This window comes from Streptomyces sp. NPDC048825 (genome assembly GCF_043198355.1).
GTDB lineage: Bacteria > Actinomycetota > Actinomycetes > Streptomycetales > Streptomycetaceae > Streptomyces > Streptomyces xiangluensis.
In genome coordinates, this window is record NZ_JBICUR010000010.1 from 20,567 (window position 1) to 39,333 (window position 18,767).

The following is an 18,767-nucleotide window of genomic DNA, read 5'->3' on the forward strand; positions in this document are numbered from 1 at the left end:
CAGGCAAAGGACCCAACGGACGAGGGGCGGTTCCCGACACCTGCGGCGCACCTTGGTCGCCTGGGCCTTCTGCTCGCCCTTCGTCCTGCTGTTCGCCACTTTCGGCGTCTGGCCGGTCTTCTCGTCACTGTCGATGAGCGTCACCGACATCACCAGCAGGGACGTGGAGACGCCCTTCAGCGTCAACTTCGTCGGCCTGGAGAACTACACCGCGCTGTTCGCCGATCCCACATTCGTCCGCGCCGCTCTGAACACGCTCTATTTCGTCGCCGTGGGCATCCCTCTGACGATGGTGTTCTCCCTCGCGATTGCCATCGCACTCAACTCCGGGATCCAGCGCGCGAAGGGCTTCTTCCGGGTCGCCTACTTCGCTCCGGTCGTGACGAGCATCGTGGCGATAGCGGTCGTGTGGAGGTACCTCTACAAGCCTGACGGGATGATCAACTCAGCCCTGTCCGTAGTGGGAATCTCGGGGCCGGACTGGCTGAACGATCCGAACTGGTCCATGCCCGCCCTCATCCTGATGGCGGTCTGGCGGCACTTCGGCATCCCCATGGTGATCTTCCTGGCGGGCCTGCAGTCGATACCTCCCGAAGTACACGAGGCGGCCGTTGTGGACGGCGCGTCCCGCTGGCGCGCCTTCCGCAGCGTGACCCTGCCGCTGCTCAGGCCCACCACGCTGGTCGTCGCCGTTCTGCTCAGCATCAGCTACCTCCAGTTCTTCGAGGAACCGTTCGTCATGACGAGTGGCGGCCCCTTGGACAGCACGACATCGATCAGCTACTACGCCTACGAGCAATTCGGCTTCGGGAATTACGGACTGGCCTCGGCCGCGTCCTACGTGCTGGTCACCGCGATCGCTCTGCTGAGCTTTCTGCAGTTCCGCATCTTCCGAGCGAAGGCCTGACATGACCGCCACCACCACAGCGACAGGACCGGCCACCACCGAAACGACAGACCCGGTCTTCCGTGACCGGCGTCCGTCCCGGCGCGTCCCTACGAGTCGTGTCGTTCTCTACTGCGCCCTCGTGCTGGGCCTCCTCGCGACGCTGGCGCCCTTTGCCTGGATGTTCCTCGGCTCGGTGAAACCCACGGGTGAGATCGTCGCCCATCCGAGTGCCTGGCTGCCCCGTTCCCCGACCTTCGCCAACTTCGAACAGCTGCTGTCGAAGCAGAACTTCGGACTGTACTTCCTGAACAGCACGCTCGTAGCGGTGGCCTGTGTTCTGGGGAATCTGCTGTTCTGCTCGATGGCCGGATACGCCTTCGCGAAGATCGAGTTCGCGGGGAAGCGTCTGCTGTTCGGTCTCGTCCTCACCATGCTGATCATCCCCGGCGTCACGACCTTCGTCCCACTGTTCGTGCTCGTCAGCAACATGGGCCTGGGCAACTCCTACCTCGGGCTCGTCCTGCCCTTCCTCGTGACACCGTTCGGCGTGTTCATCATGCGGCAGTTCATCCGGGACATCCCGGACGCCCTCGTCGAGGCGGCACGCCTCGACGGCGCTGGCGAATCCCGGATCTTCCTCAGGGTGATCCTTCCGTTGACACGGCCCGCGCTGGCGACACTGGCGATCCTCACCTTCCTCGCGCAGTGGAACAACTTCCTGTGGCCGCTCGTCATCGCGCAAACCGAGGATTTCTACACACTTCCCGTCGCCCTCGCCCTCTTCTCCGTCGGAGCCAACGGCACCAACTACGGCCTGCTGCTGGCCGGGGCGGTCACGGTCGTCACACCGATCATCCTGCTCTTCCTCGCCCTGCAACGGCACTTCGTCGAGGGCATCGCCAACACCGGCATCAAATAGCCCACTTTCGACCGCCGCAGACCTGCGCTCTCGACCACAGAGTCGACACGCGCACAACGAACAGGAGAACCAAGCATGCTTCGTCCTCAGGACGGCCCCACTCGTGAACGCCGCTCCCTGGGCGGCCTGTGGAGCTTCCGCCTGGACGCGGAGGGCGTCGGCCGTGCCGAGGACTGGTGGCGTTCGCAGCTGGCGGGCGCCGTGGACATCCCGGTGCCCGCCAGCTACAACGACATCTTCCCGGACGCGACCGTCCGTGACCATGTCGGCGACGTCTGGTACCAGACGCATGTATGGGTTCCTGCCCGGTGGGCGGGGGAACGGACGGTGCTCCGCTTCGACGCTGCGACGCATCGCGCGACCGCCTGGGTCAACGATGTGGCGGTCGTCCGGCACGAAGGCGGTTACACCCCCTTCGAGGCCGACGTCACGGCGCACTTGCGGCCGGGTGCCGAAAACCGTGTCACCGTCGTGGTCAACAACGAACTGACCTGGGAGTCGATACCACCCGGCCGAGTGGAGGAACGCGCGGACGGCCGCCGTGTGCAGCACTATTTCCACGACTTCTTCAACTACGCGGGCCTGCACCGGCCCGTGTGGCTGTACACCACGCCCCCCGTCCACATCACCGACATCACCGTGACCACCAGCCTCGAGGACACGACCGGCCTCGTCACCTACCGCGTGGACAGCACCGCGCAGGCCGAAGAGCACGAGGTGCGTGTCTCGCTGCGCGATGCCTCCGGGGTCGAGGTCCGTGCCGCCACCGGGGCTGTGGGGACCCTCAGGATCGCGGACGTGCACCCCTGGGCGCCCGGCGACGGCTACCTCTACGAACTCGAGGCCACGCTGTGGAGCAACTCCGGCGACCTTGTCGACAGCTATCGGCAGTCCGTGGGCGTGCGCACGGTGGAGGTACGGGGCAAGGAGTTCCTGATCAACGGAACCCCATTTTACTTCAAGGGTTTCGGCAAGCACGAGGACGCCGCCGTGCGCGGCAGGGGTCACGACGACATCCTGATGGTGCACGACTTCGCCCTGCTGGAGTGGACCGGCGCGAACTCGTTCCGCACCTCGCACTACCCCTACGCCGAAGAGGTGCTGGACTACGCGGACCGGCAGGGTGTGGTGGTCATCGACGAGACCGCGGCCGTCGGCCTGAACCTGAACATCGCGGGAGGTGTTTTCGGCTCCGGCCGGAAGGAGTCCACGTTCTCGCCCGACACCGTGGGTGAGAGCACCCTTCGCACGCACCTGCAGGCGGTGAGGGAGCTCGTGACCCGCGACAAGAACCATCCGAGTGTCGTGCTGTGGTCCATCGCCAACGAGCCGGACAACGTCCAACCGGAGGCGCGCGACTACTTCGCACCACTGGCGGCCGAGGCACGCCGACTGGATCCCTCACGGCCCGTCGCCTACGTCAACGCGCTCATGGGGAAACCGGACCAGTGCGTGGTCACCGACCTGTTCGACGTCGTGCTCCTCAACCGTTACTACGGCTGGTACTTCGGCCCCAACGACCTGGCGGCGGCCGAGACCGAGTTGGAGGCGGAACTGCGGCAGTGGGCCGCGCACGACAAGCCCATCGTCATCACCGAGTACGGAGCGGACGCCTACCCCGGACTGCGCAACGTCGTACCCAGCCCGTGGACCGAGGAGTACCAGACCGAACTGCTCGACGTGTATCACCGGGTGTTCGACCGTGTCGACGCGGTCGTCGGCGAGCAGGTCTGGAACTTCGCCGACTTCGCCACGGCGCCCGGTGTCTTCCGTGTCGACGGCAACAAGAAGGGAGTATTCACCCGCGAACGCCGGCCGAAGGGCGCGGCGTTCAGTCTGCGCGCCCGCTGGCGGAAGGCCGGCCAGTAGGACTCCGTCAGGTCTCTCTGCCGGTCGTGTTCCGATCGGCGACTCCTGCGCAGGCCCGCGTGAAGCCGATCGGGTCGGGTGAATCGGTGAGGATGGAAAGCACCTTCTCTTCGCGGCCGGTGAGGAGCTGCGGACGGAGGTGTCGGCGAAGTTCCGCGAGGAGGGCGTACGGGGTGAAATGGCGGCCGCCGGGGTGGAGATGACGCACTGGCGGACGGACCAGGGAGGGACGGTTCGCACTGTCGCTGAGCATGGCCCGGTGACGGGTCGCGTGCCGCTGCCTCGTACGGCACCGTGGAAAGGACGCGTGGCACACCCGCCACCCGCGGAGAGGAGCACCCGCATGACTGATCACACATACCGGGTCACCGAGATCGTCGGCAGCTCGACCGAAGGGGTCGACCAGGCAATCCGCAACGGCATCGCCCGGGCCTCGCAAACCCTGCGCCACCTGGACTGGTTCGAGGTCACAGAGGTCCGCGGCCAGATCGAGAACGGCCAGATCGAGCACTACCAGGTCGGTCTGAAGGTGGGGTTCCGGCTGGAGGACGAGGAGTAGTAGAAGGGGAAGTCAGCAGCCGGACCGACTCAGGTGCGTCCCTCACGCTCCTGGGCAACCTTCAGCACAGCGGACTGGCTCGCCCACCGCGCCCGTACGACCGTGAAGCCGGCCCGCTCGGCGTCCTCGCACACCAGCTCGTCGTCGTCGACAAGCACCCGGACCTCGCGATTCCGGGCAAGCCCGCGGAGGATCTCCAGCTTGGTGCGCCGGGCGGGCCTGCGGTCGTTGTCGCGGCGCATCCAGATGCGGCCCTCGGGCAGCCCATGCGCTGCCAGCCACTCCACCGTGTCCTCGCGGCACCGCTCCGGCCTCCCCGTGAGGTAGACGACCTCGCACTCCTCGGCGTGCTCCAGCGCCAGCGCCACGCCCTCGGTCAGCGGCGGATCGTGCGGCGCCGCCGCAAAGAAGGCGTCCCAGTCGCGCGGCCTGCGCTCCAGAAACCGCTGCCGGTGTGCGGTGTCGGCGAGCGTGTTGTCGAGGTCGAACACGGCGAGTGGTTTGTGGTCGTTGTCCGTCACGTCGACCACGATAGGGCTCCGCTGGTTGTGCGGTTTTCGGGTGCTGGTGCGTTGCGGCTGGTCGCGCCCCGCGGCGGAGCCGCTGATGTCACAGCCCCGCGCCCCTGGGGTGCGTGGTGGGTGCGGGGCCGTGGGCCGGTGCGTCAGCCCGTCGCAGGGTGGGCATACGGCCCTTTGCTCACACAGGGCGCAGGTGACCTGAGACAGAACCTACGCGACGGGCATACGACGCACCGACCCACGTCCCCTCCCGCCGGTGGGAGACTGCCGGCACGTAGTGGCTGGTGAGCATGGTGACTGACGGCTCCAGGAGCGCCCCTTCAGGGGCGCGGGGCTGTGACATATGCGGCTCCGCCGCGGGGCGCGACCAGCCACGACGCACCCGCAACCGCGACACGCCGTGTCACCCCCCACCCCCTGGCGGGGGGCCTGGGGCGCAGCCCCAGTTTCGGGAAGGGGCGGGCTTGGGGAAAGGAACCCCTGGAAGTCCCCTCAAAGCTCAGGAGCCACACTCAGCTCTGCCCAGATGATCTTGCCGGTCGGGGTTTGGCGGGTGCCCCAGCTCTCGGTGAGCTGAGCGACGAGGAGCAGTCCCCGGCCGCCCTCGTCGTAGGCGCGGGCGCGGCGCAGATGGGGTGCCGTGTTGCTGCCGTCGAAGACCTCGCAGATCAGGACCGCGTCGCGGATCAGACGGAGCCGTATCGGTTCGCCGCCGTAACGGATGGCGTTGGTGACAAGTTCGCTGACCACCAGTTCCGTGGTGAACAGCGCCTCTTCCAGCCCCCACGCGGCGAGCTGAGCCGTCGCGCACTTGCGGGCCTCGGCGACGATCTGAGGGTTGTTCGGCAGGTCCCAGGTCGCCACCCGGGCGGCGTCTAGGACACGGGTCCTGGCCAGGAGGAGGGCGACGTCGTCCATGGGACGGCCGGGCAGCAGTTCGTCCAGCAGGTCGTCGCACAACTTCTCCAGGGACCGGGCGGGTTGCCCGAGCACCCGGCCCATGAGAGCCATGCCGGTGTCGACGTCCCGGTCCCTCGCCTCGATCAGGCCGTCGGTGTAGAGGGCGAGCATGCTGCCTTCCGGAAGCTCGAACTCCGAGATTTCGAAGGGGAGTCCACCGAGGCCGAGCGGCGGGCCGACCGGCAGATCCGGAAAGGCGACCGTGCCGTCGGGCGTCACCACGGCGGGCAGCACATGGCCCGCGCTGGCGAGCGAGCAGATCCGGGACACCGGGTCGTACACCGCATACAGACACGTGGCGCTCAACTCCGCGACCGGCCGGGCCTCGGCGACGGAGCCGGGGGTATCGGGCTCCTCCCGGGCCAGCCGGATCACCACGTCGTCGAGCTGCGTGAGCAACTCGTCCGGCGGTAGGTCGACATCGGCCAGCGTACGCACCGCGGTCCGCAACTGCGCCATCGTGGCCGAGGCGCGCAGCCCGTGACCGACCACGTCGCCCACCACGAGCGCCACCCGGGCACCGGACAGGGGGATCACGTCGAACCAGTCGCCGCCCACCCCGGCCCGCGCACCGGCCGGCAGATAACGGGTGGCCACATCCACCGCGGACTGCTCCGGCGTGCCGCGCTGCAACAGACTGCGCTGGAGGGTCACCGCGGTGGCACGCTCACGGCTGTAGCGGCGGGCGTTGTCGATGCTCAGCGCGGCCCTGGTCGCGATCTCCCGTGCCAGCAGCAGATCCTCGTCGTCGAAGGGCTCGGTGATGCGGTGGCGATGGAACTGGGCCAGCCCGAGCGTCACGCCCCGGGCCTGCAATGGAACGACCAGCAGAGCGTGGATCCCGTGGGCGCGGACGCTGCGCGCACGGTCCGGATCCGCGGTCAGCCACGCGGGGAAGCTCGCGCTGTCGAGCCGGTACTGGGCGGGGCGGCCGACGGCGAGGGCTGAGGTCTGCGGTGAGTCGGCGGCGTAGACGTGCCGCTGGCCGATCTCGACGGTGGCCTCCGGGCAGCCTGGCAGTACGGACGCCTGGGCGCACCGTCGGAAGACCGGCTGGCCCGCGCTCGGCGGGAGGTCCGCCTCGACGTTCTGGAAGAGGTCGTCGAGCAGATCGACGATGACGAAGTCGGCGAACCCCTCGGTGCCGATCTGGGCGAGTTCCTGGGCGGTGCGGGTGACGTCGAGCGTGGTTCCGACGCTGAGGCTCGCCGCGTTCACCACGGACATCCGTCGCCGCGCCCAGTACTGCTCGGTCGTGTCGTACACGGCGGAGGCGACGCCCCGGACGCGGCCCTGCGGGTCCTTGAGCGGGAACAGCAGGGAGGACCAGGAGCGCTCACGCCTCGTTCCCGGGGTCCGCAGATAGGCCTGGTGGCGGACGACGTCTCCGGTTCGCATGGCCTGTTCGGCCAGACGGGGGATCTCCTCGGTGCCGTCGACGACCTCGCCGGTGATCCGCTCTGCGAGGCCGAGGCCCCGAAGCTGGTCCTCCGTCGCTCCCGACATGGCCGTGAAGGCGTCATTCGCACGTACGACTCTGACGTCGTCGTCGCACACGACCACGGCGATGGGCAGCTGCTCGATCGCCCAGCGATTCAGGGTCTCGGGGGCGGGTTCGTCCGCCGCGGTGGCCGCGACGATCCACAGCGGGTCGTCGTCGGCGCCGGTCAGCGGCCGGAGATGGGCCAGCAATTCGAGACGCCGCCCCTCGCGGGTGCGGACCACGGCGCCACCGCTCCACGGCATACGGGAGGCACAGGCACCGCGGACCGCGTACGGAAGCTCGGCGGCCAGCAGTTCCCGGGCGTCACGGCCCACGGCGTCCGCGGAGTCGTGGCCGAGCAGCCGCCGGGCGCCCTCGCTCCAGGCGAGGATCCTCCCGCCTTCGTCCACGACGGCGGTCGCTTCCCACCCCGAGCCGAACACGTCTGGGTCCATGAACACGTCTCTCGCCCACCACGGGCACACCCCGCGGCCATGCCCTCAGCATGGCCCCATGGGAGGGCGTACTCAACGGGACTTCCCATTCTGCTCAGGCTCGCGGATACAGGTACGCGGCTTACGCGGACGTCCGCACGCCCCGCGCCGGGAATCCTGGCGCGACGGGGGCGTTGAAGTTCATGTGAGTCCAGTGATAGCAGCAACCCGTTTCTCCGTCCTCGACCGCTCGCGCACCCGGGAGGGGCACGACGGTCCCGAGGCGTTGCGTGACACCGTGCGGCTGGCCCAGGAGCTCGAGCGGCTCGGCTACCACCGGATATGGGTCTCGGAACACCACGGCGTGCCCGGAGTCGCCGGTTCCGCGCCCACCGTGCTGGCCGCCGCGGTCGCCGCCGCGACGCGCAGGATCCGGGTCGGCACGGGCGGGGTGATGCTGCCGAACCATCAACCCCTCGTCGTGGCCGAGCAGTTCGGCGTCCTTGAGTCCCTCTTCCCGGGACGTATCGACATGGGTCTGGGACGCTCCGTGGGCTTCACCGACGGCGTACGCAAGGCGCTGGGCCGGGACAAGGACGTCGCCGACGATTTCGCGGGGCAGCTCGACGAGTTGCTGGGCTGGTTCCGCGGCACCTCTCCGACGGGGGTGCACGCGCGTCCGGCCGAGGGTCTGACCGTGCCGCCGTTCGTGCTGGCCATGGGCGAGGGCGCCACGATCGCCGCCCGGGCGGGCCTGCCGATGGTCATCGGCGACCTCCGCGGCCGCGAGAAGATGCGGCGCGGCATCGATCACTACCGCGCGACGTTCCGGCCCTCCGCCTGGGCGAGCGAGCCGTACGTCGTCATCTCCGGCACGATCGCGGTCGCGGACAGCCCCGAGGAGGCCCGCCGGCTGCTGCTCCCGGAGGCCTGGTCGATGGCGCACTCCCGCACCCGCGGCACCTTTCCGCCGCTGCCGCCCGCCGAGCGCGTGGAGACGCTGAGGATGAGCGACAAGGAGCGCGGCTTCTACGAGTCCGGGCTCAGGGGTCACATCGCCGGCACCGAGGAGCAGGTCGCCCACGAACTGGAAACGGTGCTCAAGGAGACCGAAGCGGACGAGGTCCTGGTCACGACCAGTACGTACGACCGCGGCGCCCTCCTGGACTCGTACGAGAGGCTGGCCCGGATCGCGGGACTGGACGGCGCGGGCCCGGCCTAGGACGCCGGCTCGTGGGCTCCTTCCGAGTTCGCGCAGGTCCGGTGGGTGGCGGCCGTCTCGGCGGCGCGGGCCAGGGTCCGGCGGTCGGGTGCTTTGCCCGGGGCGAGCACCGGCTGTACGCGTACCTCGGCCACGAGGCCGCGCGCCGAAACGACCCGCCACACCGAGGCGAGCAGCGAGTCGCTCCCGACGAACGCGGGTGACGTGGTCGCCGCTCCCCCGTCGAGCCGGTAGTGCAGGCGTACCGGCTGGACGGGTACGGCGGCGTCCAGCGCGGCCTGGAAGACGGCCCGGCGGAACTGCCCCTGGGCCCGGCCGCACCAGGTGCTGCCTTCGGGGAAGACCACGACTGCGGCGCCGTCGCGCAGGGTGTCCGCGATCCGCGCGACCGTCGTCGGCAGCGCGCGCAGCCGGTCCCGCTCGATGAACAGCGCCCCGCTGCTGGCGGTCAGCGCGCCCGCGACGGGCCACTGCCGGATCTCGGCCTTGGCGAGCATCCGCCCGGGACGGACGGCCGCGAGCAGCGGTATGTCCAGCCAGGAGATGTGGTTGGCCACCAGCAGCAGCCCACCGGTGGGCGGGGCGGCTCCGGTGGTCTGTACGCGTACGCCCACCGCGCGCACGATCGTCCGGCACCAGAACCGGATGGCACGGTCACGCCGCACACCCGCGAGCCGTCCGACGACCGGGATCAGCACGATCCCGACGAGGAGCACGGCCACCACCACGGTCAGCCGCAGCACGGCCCGCGGTACGGCGGCCAGGGACCCCGTGGACTCCACGCAGGCCCCCGGGGTACATGGGGCGCCGGGCAGCCAGGCACTGGCCGGAGCGGTCGCCGGAGGCGTCACACCGGGGCGGTCCGCGACCTGCGTCCCGGCACGGCGTGCTCGGGGCACCGGCCGACGGCCCGGGAGCGCGGCCGTGCCCGCACCGGGGCTCGCGAGCGCCGCCGCGCCGCGCCGCGGGCGGACCAGCACCGCGAGGCGCAGCGCACTCGTCACATTCACCCGGGAGGCGTTCATCAGGCGGGGACGAGCGACAGGAAGTGCCGCAGGTAGCGGGAGTTGACACGGTGCATCGGCAGCAGCACGTACAGGTCGGCCACGCCGAAGTCGGGGTCGTGGGCGGGTTCCGCGCAGACCCAGGCGCCGAGGCGGAGGTAGCCGCGCAGGAGCGCGGGGAGTTCGGTGCGGGCGGCCGGGCGCTGGATGCCCTCAGAGTTCCAGGGCAGCAGCGGTCGTACCCGGTACTCCTCGGGCGCCAGGTACTTCTCCTGTACGCGGTCCCAGGTGCCCGCGGCGAGCGTGCCGCCGTCGGCCAGCGGGATGGAGCAGCAGCCGGCGAGCCACTCGTGGCCGCCTTCGACCATGTAGCGCGCGATACCGGCCCAGATGAGACCGATGACGGCGCCGTCCCGGTGGTCGGGGTGGACGCAGGAGCGGCCGACCTCGACGAGCCCCGAGCGGATCCCGGCGAGCGGCCCGAGGTCGAACTCGCTCTCCGAGTACAGCCTTCCGGCGACCGCGGCGCGCTCCGGCGGCAGCAGCCGGTAGGTGCCTACGACCTGCCCGCTCACCGTGTCGCGGACGAGCAGGTGGTCGCAGTAGGCGTCGAAGGCGTCGATGTCGAGGCCCGGCTGCGGGGTGGTCAGCAGGGCTCCCATCTCTCCCGCGAAGACGTCGTGACGCAGCCGCTGCGCGGCCCGCACATCCGCCTCGTCGCGGGCCAGGGTGACGGTGTAGCGGGTGGGTGCGGTCGTCTGAGGCGGGCTGGCGAGCGTGGTTACGCCGGTCATGGCTGGCTCTCTCCTGGGGACGTTGGCCGGTGTGCGGCGGGAGGTGAGCGGAGCGGAAGGTGAACAGGCCGGTTGGATACGGCGTGCTCGCTCCTGTTCTCCCGACGCCGGCTGACCGGCGCGTAACCTACGCAGAGAGGTGGGATGTGGGCTTGTTGAATGCCCGGGGGCGGCGGCCGTGACAAAGCTTGGCGGGGCCGGAGAGCACCACTCCCGGCCCCGCCCGTCCGCACCTTGACGGCGAACGACGTACGGCTAACGCCTTCCCGACTTACGGGTCGCGCGCAGCCACTCCTTGTTCATGCCGGTGATGGAGACCAGCGGGATGCCCTTCGGGCAGGCGGTGGCGCATTCGCCGGTGAGCGTGCAGCCGCCGAAGCCCTCCTCGTCCATCTGCGCCACCATGTCGAGCACACGGGTCTCGCGCTCGGGCGCCCCCTGCGGCAGGACGTTCAGGTGGTTGATCTTCGCCGAGGTGAAGAGCATCGCGGCCCCGTTGGGGCAGGCCGCCACGCAGGCCCCGCAGCCGATGCACTCGGCGTGCTCGAACGCGAAGTCCGCGTCCGGCTTCGGTACGGGCGTGGCGTGGGCCTCGGGCGCGGCGCCGGTCGGCGCGGTGATGTAGCCGCCCGCCTGGATGATGCGGTCGAAGGCGCTCCGGTCGACCACGAGGTCCTTGACCACGGGGAACGCCGAGGCCCGCCACGGCTCGATGTCGATGGTGTCGCCGTCCTTGAAGGACCGCATGTGCAGCTGACAGGTGGTCGTACGCTCCGGACCGTGCGCGTCGCCGTTGATGACGAGCGAGCAAGCGCCGCAGATGCCCTCACGGCAGTCGTGGTCGAAGGCGACGGGGTCCTCGCCCCCCAGGATGAGCTCCTCGTTGAGGGTGTCGAGCATCTCCAGGAAGGACATGTCGGGCGAGATGTCGTCCACTTCGTACGTGGACATCGCTCCGTCGGCGTCGGCGTTCTGCTGCCGCCAGACGCGCAGGGTGAGCTTCATGCGTAGCTCCGCTGAGTGGGGTGGACGTACTCGAAGACGAGGTCTTCCTTGTGGAGAACCGGCGCATCGCCGGTGGCGGTGAACTCCCAGGCCGCCGCGTACGAGAACTCCTCGTCCTTGCGCTCCGCCTCACCGTCCGGGGTCTGGGACTCCTCGCGGAAGTGGCCGCCGCAGGACTCGGCGCGGTGCAGGGCGTCGAGGCACATCAGCTCGGCGAGTTCCAGGTAGTCGACGACGCGGTTGGCCTTCTCCAGCGACTGGTTGAACTCCTCGCCGGTGCCAGGGACCTTGATGCGCCGCCAGAACTCCTCGCGGATCTGCGGGATACCCTCCAGCGCCTTGCGCAGCCCCGTCTCCGTACGGGCCATTCCGCAGAACTCCCACATGAGTTCGCCGAGTTCACGGTGGAAGGAGTCGGGGGTGCGGTCTCCGTCGACGGCGAGGAGCAGGCTGAGCCGGTCCTCGGTCTCGGCCAGCACCTCCTGGACGACGGGGTGTTCGGCCGAGACCTTCTCGTGGTGCGGATTGCGGGCGAGGTAGTCGTTGATCGTCGAGGGCAGTACGAAGTAGCCGTCGGCCAGTCCCTGCATCAGCGCCGAGGCGCCGAGCCGGTTCGCCCCGTGGTCGGAGAAGTTGGCCTCGCCGATGGCGAACAGTCCGGGGATGGTGGTCTGGAGGTCGTAGTCGACCCACAGCCCGCCCATCGTGTAGTGGACGGCGGGATAGATCCGCATCGGCACCTCGTACGGATCCTCGTCGGTGATCCGCTGGTACATGTCGAAGAGGTTGCCGTACTTGGCCTCGACCGCCTTGCGGCCCATGCGCTTGATCGCGTCCGCGAAGTCCAGATAGACGCCCTCCCGTCTCCCACCACCGCCCTCAACCGAGGAGCCTTCGGCTCCGCCCCTCTGGTTCTGGCCGCCGGGGCCCACTCCCCTGCCCTCGTCGCAGACGTTCTTGGCGGCCCGGGAGGCGATGTCACGGGGCACGAGGTTGCCGAAGGACGGGTAGATGCGCTCCAGGTAGTAGTCGCGCTCGTCCTCGGGGATCTCGTTCGCGGGCCGCTGGTCCCCCTTCGCCTTCGGCACCCAGATCCGGCCGTCGTTGCGCAGCGACTCGCTCATCAGCGTGAGCTTCGACTGGTGTTCGCCGGTGCGCGGAATGCACGTCGGATGGATCTGCGTGAAGCAGGGGTTGGCGAAGTACGCGCCGCGCCGGTGCGCCCGCCAGATGGCGGTGGCGTTGGAGTTCATGGCGTTCGTCGACAGGTAGAAGACGTTGCCGTAGCCGCCGCTCGCCAGGACGACGGCGTCCGCGAAGTACGTGTCGATACGGCCAGTGATCAGATCGCGGGCCACGATCCCGCGCGCCCGTCCGTCGACCACGATCAGGTCCAGCATCTCGGTGCGCGGATGCATCTCGATGTTGCCGGCGGCGATCTGCCGGGACAGCGCCTGATACGCGCCGAGCAGCAGCTGCTGGCCCGTCTGCCCGCGGGCGTAGAAGGTGCGGGACACCTGTACACCGCCGAAGGACCGGGTGTCGAGGAGGCCGCCGTACTCCCGCGCGAAGGGCACGCCCTGCGCCACGCACTGGTCGATGATCTCCACCGAAATCTGCGCCAGGCGGTGGACGTTGGACTCGCGGGCCCTGAAGTCGCCGCCCTTGACGGTGTCGTAGAACAGCCGGTGGATCGAGTCGCCGTCGTTGCGGTAGTTCTTCGCGGCGTTGATGCCGCCCTGCGCGGCGATCGAGTGGGCGCGGCGCGGTGAGTCCTGGTAGCAGAACTGCACGACGTGATAGCCCTGTTCGGCGAGCGTGGCACCCGCGGAGCCGCCCGCGAGGCCGGTGCCGACGACGATCACCGTGTGCTTGCGGCGGTTTGCGGGGTTGACCAGCTTGGCCTCGAAACGGCGGGTGTCCCAGCGCTCGTTCACCGGCCCCTCGGGGGCCTTGGCGTCGACGACCGGCTCCCCGGTCGTGTAGTCGGCGTACTCAGCGGTCATGTCAGCTCACCACTCCGGTCATCACGCCCACGGGTACGGAGACGAAGCCCACCGTCAGCACCAGCGCGAGCACGTTGGCGATGGTCTTGAAGGCACGGTCGCGGGTTCGGCTGCCGACCCCGAGGGTCTGCGCCGCGCTCCAGAAGCCGTGCCGGATGTGCAGGCCGAGCGCGAGCACCGCGACGAGATAGATGACGTTGCCGTACCAGGTGGAGAAGGTGTCGATCACGTTCTGGTACGGGTGTCCGGCCTCGAAGCCGCCCGGGTGCACGGTGCCGGTCGTCAGGTCGAGGATGTGCCAGACGATGAACAGCCCGAGGATGATCCCGCCCCAGCGCATCGTCCGTGTCGCGTAACTGGCCCGCGGCTTCTTGTGCACGTACTTGGTGGGCCGTGCCTTGATGTCGCGGCGGCTCAGCTGGTACGCGGAGACGGCATGCGCGACGACGGCGGCGACCAGGACGACGCGGATGATCCACAGCGCCCATTCGTAGTGCAGGTAGGGCTCGCCGAGGGTGCGCAGGGCGTGCGCGTACTCGTTGAACTCGTCGGATCCGAAGAAGATCTTGAGGTTGCCCAGCATATGGACGACCAGGTACGCCAGCATGATCAGACCGCTCACGGCCATGACCGTCTTCTTGCCGACGGAGGAGTCCCACATTGTGCGGGTCATGGACGGTTTTCGGTCCGTCCGCGTTAGCAGCGCCATGACACGCACGCTAGGGCCAGAGGTCCCGATCGGTCCAAGACATGGAATGGCTGGTTTCAATAGCTGGAATCTATGATGGTGGGATGCAGTTCCAGCAGCTCCAGTACTTTGTGGCGGTCGCCGAGACCCGGCACTTCACCCGGGCCGCGGACCTCGTCCATGTCGCGCAGCCGTCCCTCTCCCAGCAGATCAAGGCGCTGGAACGGGAGTTGGGGGCTGATCTGTTCCTGCGCGCACGCGGCAACATCACGCTCACGGACGCGGGCGAGGCACTGCTGCCACTGGCCCGCCGCATCCTGGCCGACGCGGAGACGGCTCGGCACGAGGTGGGGGAACTGGTGCAGCTGCGCAGCGGGCGGATTCGTCTCGGTGCGACTCCGAGCGTGTGCACGGGGCTGCTGCCCGACGTGCTGCGCGCCTTCCACGACCGGTATCCGGGCATCCGGCTGCTGATCGAGGAGGGAGGCTCGCATGATCTCGTACGGGAGCTCGCTCGCGGGGCGCTCGATCTCGCCCTCGTGGTGCTGCCTCTGCCTTCGCCGTCACCCGCGCTGAGCACGGTCGAGGTGCTGCGGGAGGACCTGGTGGTGGTGTCGTCCCCGGACGCACCCGCACCGGGCCGGGGTCGTACGGTCCGGATTCCGGACCTGGAGGGTGAGCGGCTGGTCATGTTCCGGCACGGGTACGACCTGCGGGAACTGACCGTCGCTGCGTGTCGCTCCGCCGGGTTCGAGCCGGACTTCGCGGTGGAGGGTGGGGAGATGGATGCGGTGCTGGGGTTTGTGGCGGCGGGACTCGGGGTGGCTGTGGTGCCGCGGATGGTGGCCGCTCGGGCGGGCCGGGGGTTGCGGGTGACTCCGTTGGCCCGGCCGGGGTTGCATCGGAGGATCGCGCTGGCACACCGGAGCGACGTGGCTCCGCCGCGGGCGGCTCGGGAGTTTCAGCGGATGCTGCTCGAACGGTGACGTTCCGCTCCGCTGGGGTGCCGTGTCCGGGAGCGCCGTAGCACTGGAAGCGGCGTTGGAGACTGCGGGTCCGTCGTGGTTGATCGCGCCCACGCGGCGGAGCCGCAAATCTATACAGCCCCGCGCCCCTGAAGGGGCGCTGCAGTTGCCGAATCCGCAAAGGGGCGGTCCGCCAGTGGCGCCCTGGAGGCCGCCCCAACCGGCGACCTCCGCTCCCCCTGTCCCTCAGCCCGTCGCGTCCACCAGCGCCAACTCGTGCAAGCGCTCCGGGGGGCCGGGGCGGGCGTAGTACCAGCCCTGGGCGGTGTCGCAGCCCAGGACCTTCAGTTGTTCTGCCTGGGCACCTGTTTCCACGCCCTCTACCGTGACCTTGAGGTCGAGGCTGTGGGCCAGGGAGACGATTCCGTCGACGATCTTCAGGTCGACCGGGTCCGCCGGGAACTGCTGCATGCTCTGGGTGAAGGAGCGGTCCAGTTTGAGGATGCTGACCGGGAGGCGGCGCAGGTTGGCGAGGTTGGAGTAGCCGGTGCCGAAGTCGTCGAGGGCGATGTCCACGCCCATCTCGGCCAGGCGGCGCAGTGGCTTGAGGAGGTCGTCGTCGGCGCCGATCAGGGCGGATTCGGTGACCTCCAGGCAGAGGGAGGCCGGTTCGAGGCCGGCGCGCTCCAGGATGTCGACCGTGTCCGCGACCAGACCGGGGTGGGTCAGCTGGCAGGGCGAGAGGTTCACGTTGATACGGAACGGGCCCGCCTGTTCGCCGTGACGTTCCTGCCAGTCGCGGGCCTGACGGACCGACTGCTCCAGCACCCAGCGGCCGAGCGGGACGATGAGGCCGGTGTGCTCGGCGAGCGGGATGAACCGGTCGGGGCCGAGCACGCCGTGCTGGGGATGCAGCCAGCGGACGAGGGCCTCGGCGCCTCGTACGCTGTCGTCGCCGAGGTGCACGAGCGGCTGGTACTCGATGAAGAACTCGCCGCGGTCCAGGGCCGCGGGCAGTGCCGTGGTCAGTCCGTGGCGTGTGATGGCGCGGGCGTCGGCCTCGGGGTCCGCGAGCTCGTAGCGGTTGCCGCCCGCCGACTTGGCGCGGTACATCGTGATGTCGGCGCTGCGCAGCACCTCCGCAGGGCCGCGTTCGCCGGCCGGGCCCTCGACGATGCCGATACTGCCACGGACGGTCAGTTCCCGGCCTTCGATACGGACCGGAGTGACGAGGGCGTTCATGATGCGGTCGGCGAGCGCGTCGACCTCGGTCTCGGTGTCGGGCCCGGTGGTCAGCGCCACGAACTCGTCGCCGCCGATCCGGGCGACCATCTCGCCGGGCGCGGTCGCGCAGGACTGCAACCGGTCGGCGACCTCGACGAGCAGCCGGTCACCGGCGGCGTGCCCGAGGCTGTCGTTGATGGTCTTGAAGCCGTCGATGTCGAGATAGCAGAGCCCGAAGCGCATGCCCTCACCCGCGGAGAGCGCCTTTTCGAGCCGCTCGAAGAACAGGGTGCGGTTGGGCAGTCCGGTGAGGGCGTCATGGGTCGCCTCGTACCGCAGCCGCAGATTGAGCAGCCGGCGTTCGGTGGTGTCCTCCATGAGGGCGAGCTGGTACTGGGGCCGGCCGTCGGCGTCACGCAGCAGGGAGACCGTCAGATTGGTCCAAAGAACCGTTCCGTCAGGTCGGTAGAAGGCCTTCTCCACGTGGTAGTGCTCACGCTCGCCGCGCACCAGCTCCTCGTACAGGCGCCAGACTTGAGGGGCGTCGTCGGGGTGCGTCCAGTCGACCACGTTACGGCCGCGCATTGATTCCTCGGTGCCGCCGAACATCCGCAGGAGGGCCTTGTTCACCTGCAGGACGTTGCCGTCGAGGTCCGCGATGCCGATTCCTATGGCCGCGCCCTCGAACACCGCGCGGAACCGCGCCTCGGTCGCGTGCAGCGCCTGAGCGACCACCCCCTGAGCCTGGAGGGCCGCTCTCGCGATGGCTTCCTGTTCGGCCAGCGTCCGCTCCCGCAGGGCCTCGGCGAACCCGGCGGCCATGGCGTGCTGCAACCGCGCCGAACGGCTGCGCAGGTCCTCCTGGGGTCCGTCTCCGCCGCAGTAGAGCACCAGATAGGCGTCCACGCAGTCGAGTGCGCGGCTGAGCGCCTCCGGCTCTGTGCAGTGGGCGTCGATCAGCGCGGCGCCGACCGCCCGGCCCTCGGCCGCGTCGAACGTCCTGGCCCGCAGCGCCTCACTCAACCGCCGGGCGAGCGGCAGCAGTTCCCGCTCGAGCTCGGGGCGGGTCAGCGATGTCGCCGTGTGCGGGAAGACCGCCCGGCTCCAGATCGTCGCGAATCTGCGGAGTCTGTCTTCCGGCCCGTCCGGCTCCGCGGTCACGCCGTGCGCCCCACGCCGGCGAACCCGGAATAGGAATACGGATCCTCGTCCTCGAGTGCCGTGTCGGGCCGCCATTCCGGCATAGGCACCAGTCCGGGTTCCACCATGTCGTACCCCTTGAAGAACCGCGCGATCTCGTCGCGCGAGCGCATGATCAGCGGATTGCGAATGTTCTTGTAGACGTCGACCGCGCCTTCGGCCCGCTCTGGGGGAAGCGGGATGCCCTCATAGGAGGCGTGCGAGACGACGAGCAGGCTGCCCGGCGCAAGCGCGTCGCGCAGCTGTGCCACCGCCTCGTACGGGTCGTCCTCGTCCTCCACGAAGTGAAGTATGGCAACGAGGAGGAGCGCTACTGGCCGATTCTGGTCGATCAGGCGCTGAAACTGAGAACTAGCCAGGATCTCCTGGGGCTTGCGCAGATCGGCGGCTACGACGTCCGCGTCCTTGTTGCCCTCCAGGACGGCCTCGCTGTGGGCGACGGCGACCGGGTCGTTGTCGACGTACAGGACGCGCGCTCCGGGGCTGGCGCTCTGGGCGATCTCGTGGACGTTGCCGAAGGTGGGGATGCCTGAACCTATGTCCAGGAACTGGGTGATGCCTTCGTCCGCCGCGAAACGGACGGCCCGGCGCAGGAAAGCGCGGTTCGCCTGCATGATCTTCGGAAGGCCCGGCATGAACTCCATCGCCTTGCGGGCCGCTTCCCTGTCGACGTCGAAGTTGTGCGATCCGCCCAGGTAGTAGTCGTAGATGCGGCTCACGCTCGGCACCGAGATGTCGATGCCACGTGGGGCCCAGGCGGGACGCTCCATCTATCTCTCCAAGGCTTAGGCGATCCGGTGTTCGAGCTGAGGCTACTGATCGCCTGCCAACGGGGCGAGTGGAAACGGAAATTGACCATCCGTTCCCGGTCACTGCCGGGGGCACATGCGGAATTGCCGTCGTACGAAATCGCTCGAAGCCCTGAGAGCGGTGAAAAACGGCCAACCCCCTCCGTGCGGTGCGGAGGGGGTGGACCGGGGGTTGAGCGGTTGCTCGGTTCCTTGCGGCGTGTCAGTCGTCTGCTT

The 18,767-nt window shown here is 69.2% G+C and carries 15 protein-coding genes; 6 read left to right on the top strand and 9 right to left on the bottom strand.

Going from position 1 to position 18,767, the window contains the following annotated elements:
• Nucleotides 1-52 precede the first annotated feature (52 nt).
• From ACGFNK_RS23760 to ACGFNK_RS23775, 4 genes are all read left to right on the top strand, one after another.
• A complete protein-coding gene (locus tag ACGFNK_RS23760) occupies nt 53-907 on the top strand; it encodes a carbohydrate ABC transporter permease (RefSeq protein WP_393418913.1) in 855 nt (284 codons plus the stop codon).
• A 1-nt stretch (nt 908) separates the two neighbouring features.
• On the top strand, nt 909-1,808 hold the full coding sequence (locus tag ACGFNK_RS23765) for a carbohydrate ABC transporter permease (protein ID WP_393418915.1): 900 nt from the start codon (nt 909-911) through the stop codon (nt 1,806-1,808).
• A 75-nt stretch (nt 1,809-1,883) separates the two neighbouring features.
• Entirely contained in the window at nt 1,884-3,677 is a 1,794-nt protein-coding gene (gene uidA / locus ACGFNK_RS23770) for a beta-glucuronidase (RefSeq protein WP_393418917.1), read from the top strand.
• Nucleotides 3,678-4,020: 343 nt separating this feature from the next.
• Nucleotides 4,021-4,236 (top strand): dodecin, encoded by a 216-nt coding sequence (locus tag ACGFNK_RS23775; protein WP_386343068.1) that lies wholly within the window; start codon nt 4,021-4,023, stop codon nt 4,234-4,236.
• Nucleotides 4,237-4,265: 29 nt separating this feature from the next.
• Here the strand turns inward: ACGFNK_RS23775 and ACGFNK_RS23780 are convergent, their stop codons facing one another.
• Nucleotides 4,266-4,757, bottom strand: coding sequence for an HAD family acid phosphatase (locus tag ACGFNK_RS23780; protein ID WP_393418919.1), 492 nt, complete (start codon nt 4,755-4,757; stop codon nt 4,266-4,268).
• Between the two features lie 492 nt (nt 4,758-5,249).
• Nucleotides 5,250-7,655 (bottom strand): SpoIIE family protein phosphatase, encoded by a 2,406-nt coding sequence (locus tag ACGFNK_RS23785; RefSeq protein WP_393418921.1) that lies wholly within the window; start codon nt 7,653-7,655, stop codon nt 5,250-5,252.
• A gap of 184 nt (nt 7,656-7,839) precedes the next feature.
• Between ACGFNK_RS23785 and ACGFNK_RS23790 the strand changes: the two genes are divergently transcribed.
• The gene (locus ACGFNK_RS23790; RefSeq protein ID WP_393418923.1) at nt 7,840-8,856 is read left to right on the top strand and encodes an LLM class flavin-dependent oxidoreductase; all 1,017 of its coding nucleotides are present in this window, start codon (nt 7,840-7,842) and stop codon (nt 8,854-8,856) included.
• Here ACGFNK_RS23790 and ACGFNK_RS23795 read toward each other — a convergent pair.
• The 5 genes from ACGFNK_RS23795 to ACGFNK_RS23815 form a co-directional block, all read right to left on the bottom strand.
• Nucleotides 8,853-9,707, bottom strand: a complete 855-nt coding sequence (locus ACGFNK_RS23795) for a lysophospholipid acyltransferase family protein (protein WP_393419409.1) — start codon at nt 9,705-9,707, stop codon at nt 8,853-8,855. The two genes, ACGFNK_RS23790 and ACGFNK_RS23795, sit on opposite strands and share 4 nt — an antisense overlap.
• 173 nt (nt 9,708-9,880) lie before the next feature.
• Nucleotides 9,881-10,654 (bottom strand): GNAT family N-acetyltransferase, encoded by a 774-nt coding sequence (locus tag ACGFNK_RS23800; RefSeq protein ID WP_393418925.1) that lies wholly within the window; start codon nt 10,652-10,654, stop codon nt 9,881-9,883.
• Nucleotides 10,655-10,909: 255 nt separating this feature from the next.
• Complete coding sequence (locus tag ACGFNK_RS23805; RefSeq protein WP_393418927.1) at nt 10,910-11,659, bottom strand: succinate dehydrogenase/fumarate reductase iron-sulfur subunit; 750 nt, start codon at nt 11,657-11,659, stop codon at nt 10,910-10,912.
• Entirely contained in the window at nt 11,656-13,665 is a 2,010-nt protein-coding gene (locus ACGFNK_RS23810; RefSeq protein ID WP_393418929.1) for a fumarate reductase/succinate dehydrogenase flavoprotein subunit, read from the bottom strand. Before ACGFNK_RS23810 ends, ACGFNK_RS23805 begins: the two co-directional genes overlap by 4 nt.
• 1 nt (nt 13,666) lies before the next feature.
• Nucleotides 13,667-14,374, bottom strand: coding sequence for a succinate dehydrogenase (locus ACGFNK_RS23815; protein ID WP_393418931.1), 708 nt, complete (start codon nt 14,372-14,374; stop codon nt 13,667-13,669).
• A gap of 83 nt (nt 14,375-14,457) precedes the next feature.
• Here ACGFNK_RS23815 and ACGFNK_RS23820 point away from each other — a divergent pair, with 83 nt between their 5' ends.
• A complete protein-coding gene (locus tag ACGFNK_RS23820) occupies nt 14,458-15,339 on the top strand; it encodes a LysR family transcriptional regulator (protein ID WP_393418933.1) in 882 nt (293 codons plus the stop codon).
• Between the two features lie 225 nt (nt 15,340-15,564).
• Here ACGFNK_RS23820 and ACGFNK_RS23825 read toward each other — a convergent pair whose 3' ends face one another.
• On the bottom strand, nt 15,565-17,703 hold the full coding sequence (locus ACGFNK_RS23825; RefSeq protein WP_393418935.1) for a putative bifunctional diguanylate cyclase/phosphodiesterase: 2,139 nt from the start codon (nt 17,701-17,703) through the stop codon (nt 15,565-15,567).
• The gene (locus ACGFNK_RS23830) at nt 17,700-18,512 is read right to left on the bottom strand and encodes an SAM-dependent methyltransferase (RefSeq protein WP_393418937.1); all 813 of its coding nucleotides are present in this window, start codon (nt 18,510-18,512) and stop codon (nt 17,700-17,702) included. Before ACGFNK_RS23830 ends, ACGFNK_RS23825 begins: the two co-directional genes overlap by 4 nt.
• Between the last annotated feature and the right edge of the window lie 255 nt (nt 18,513-18,767).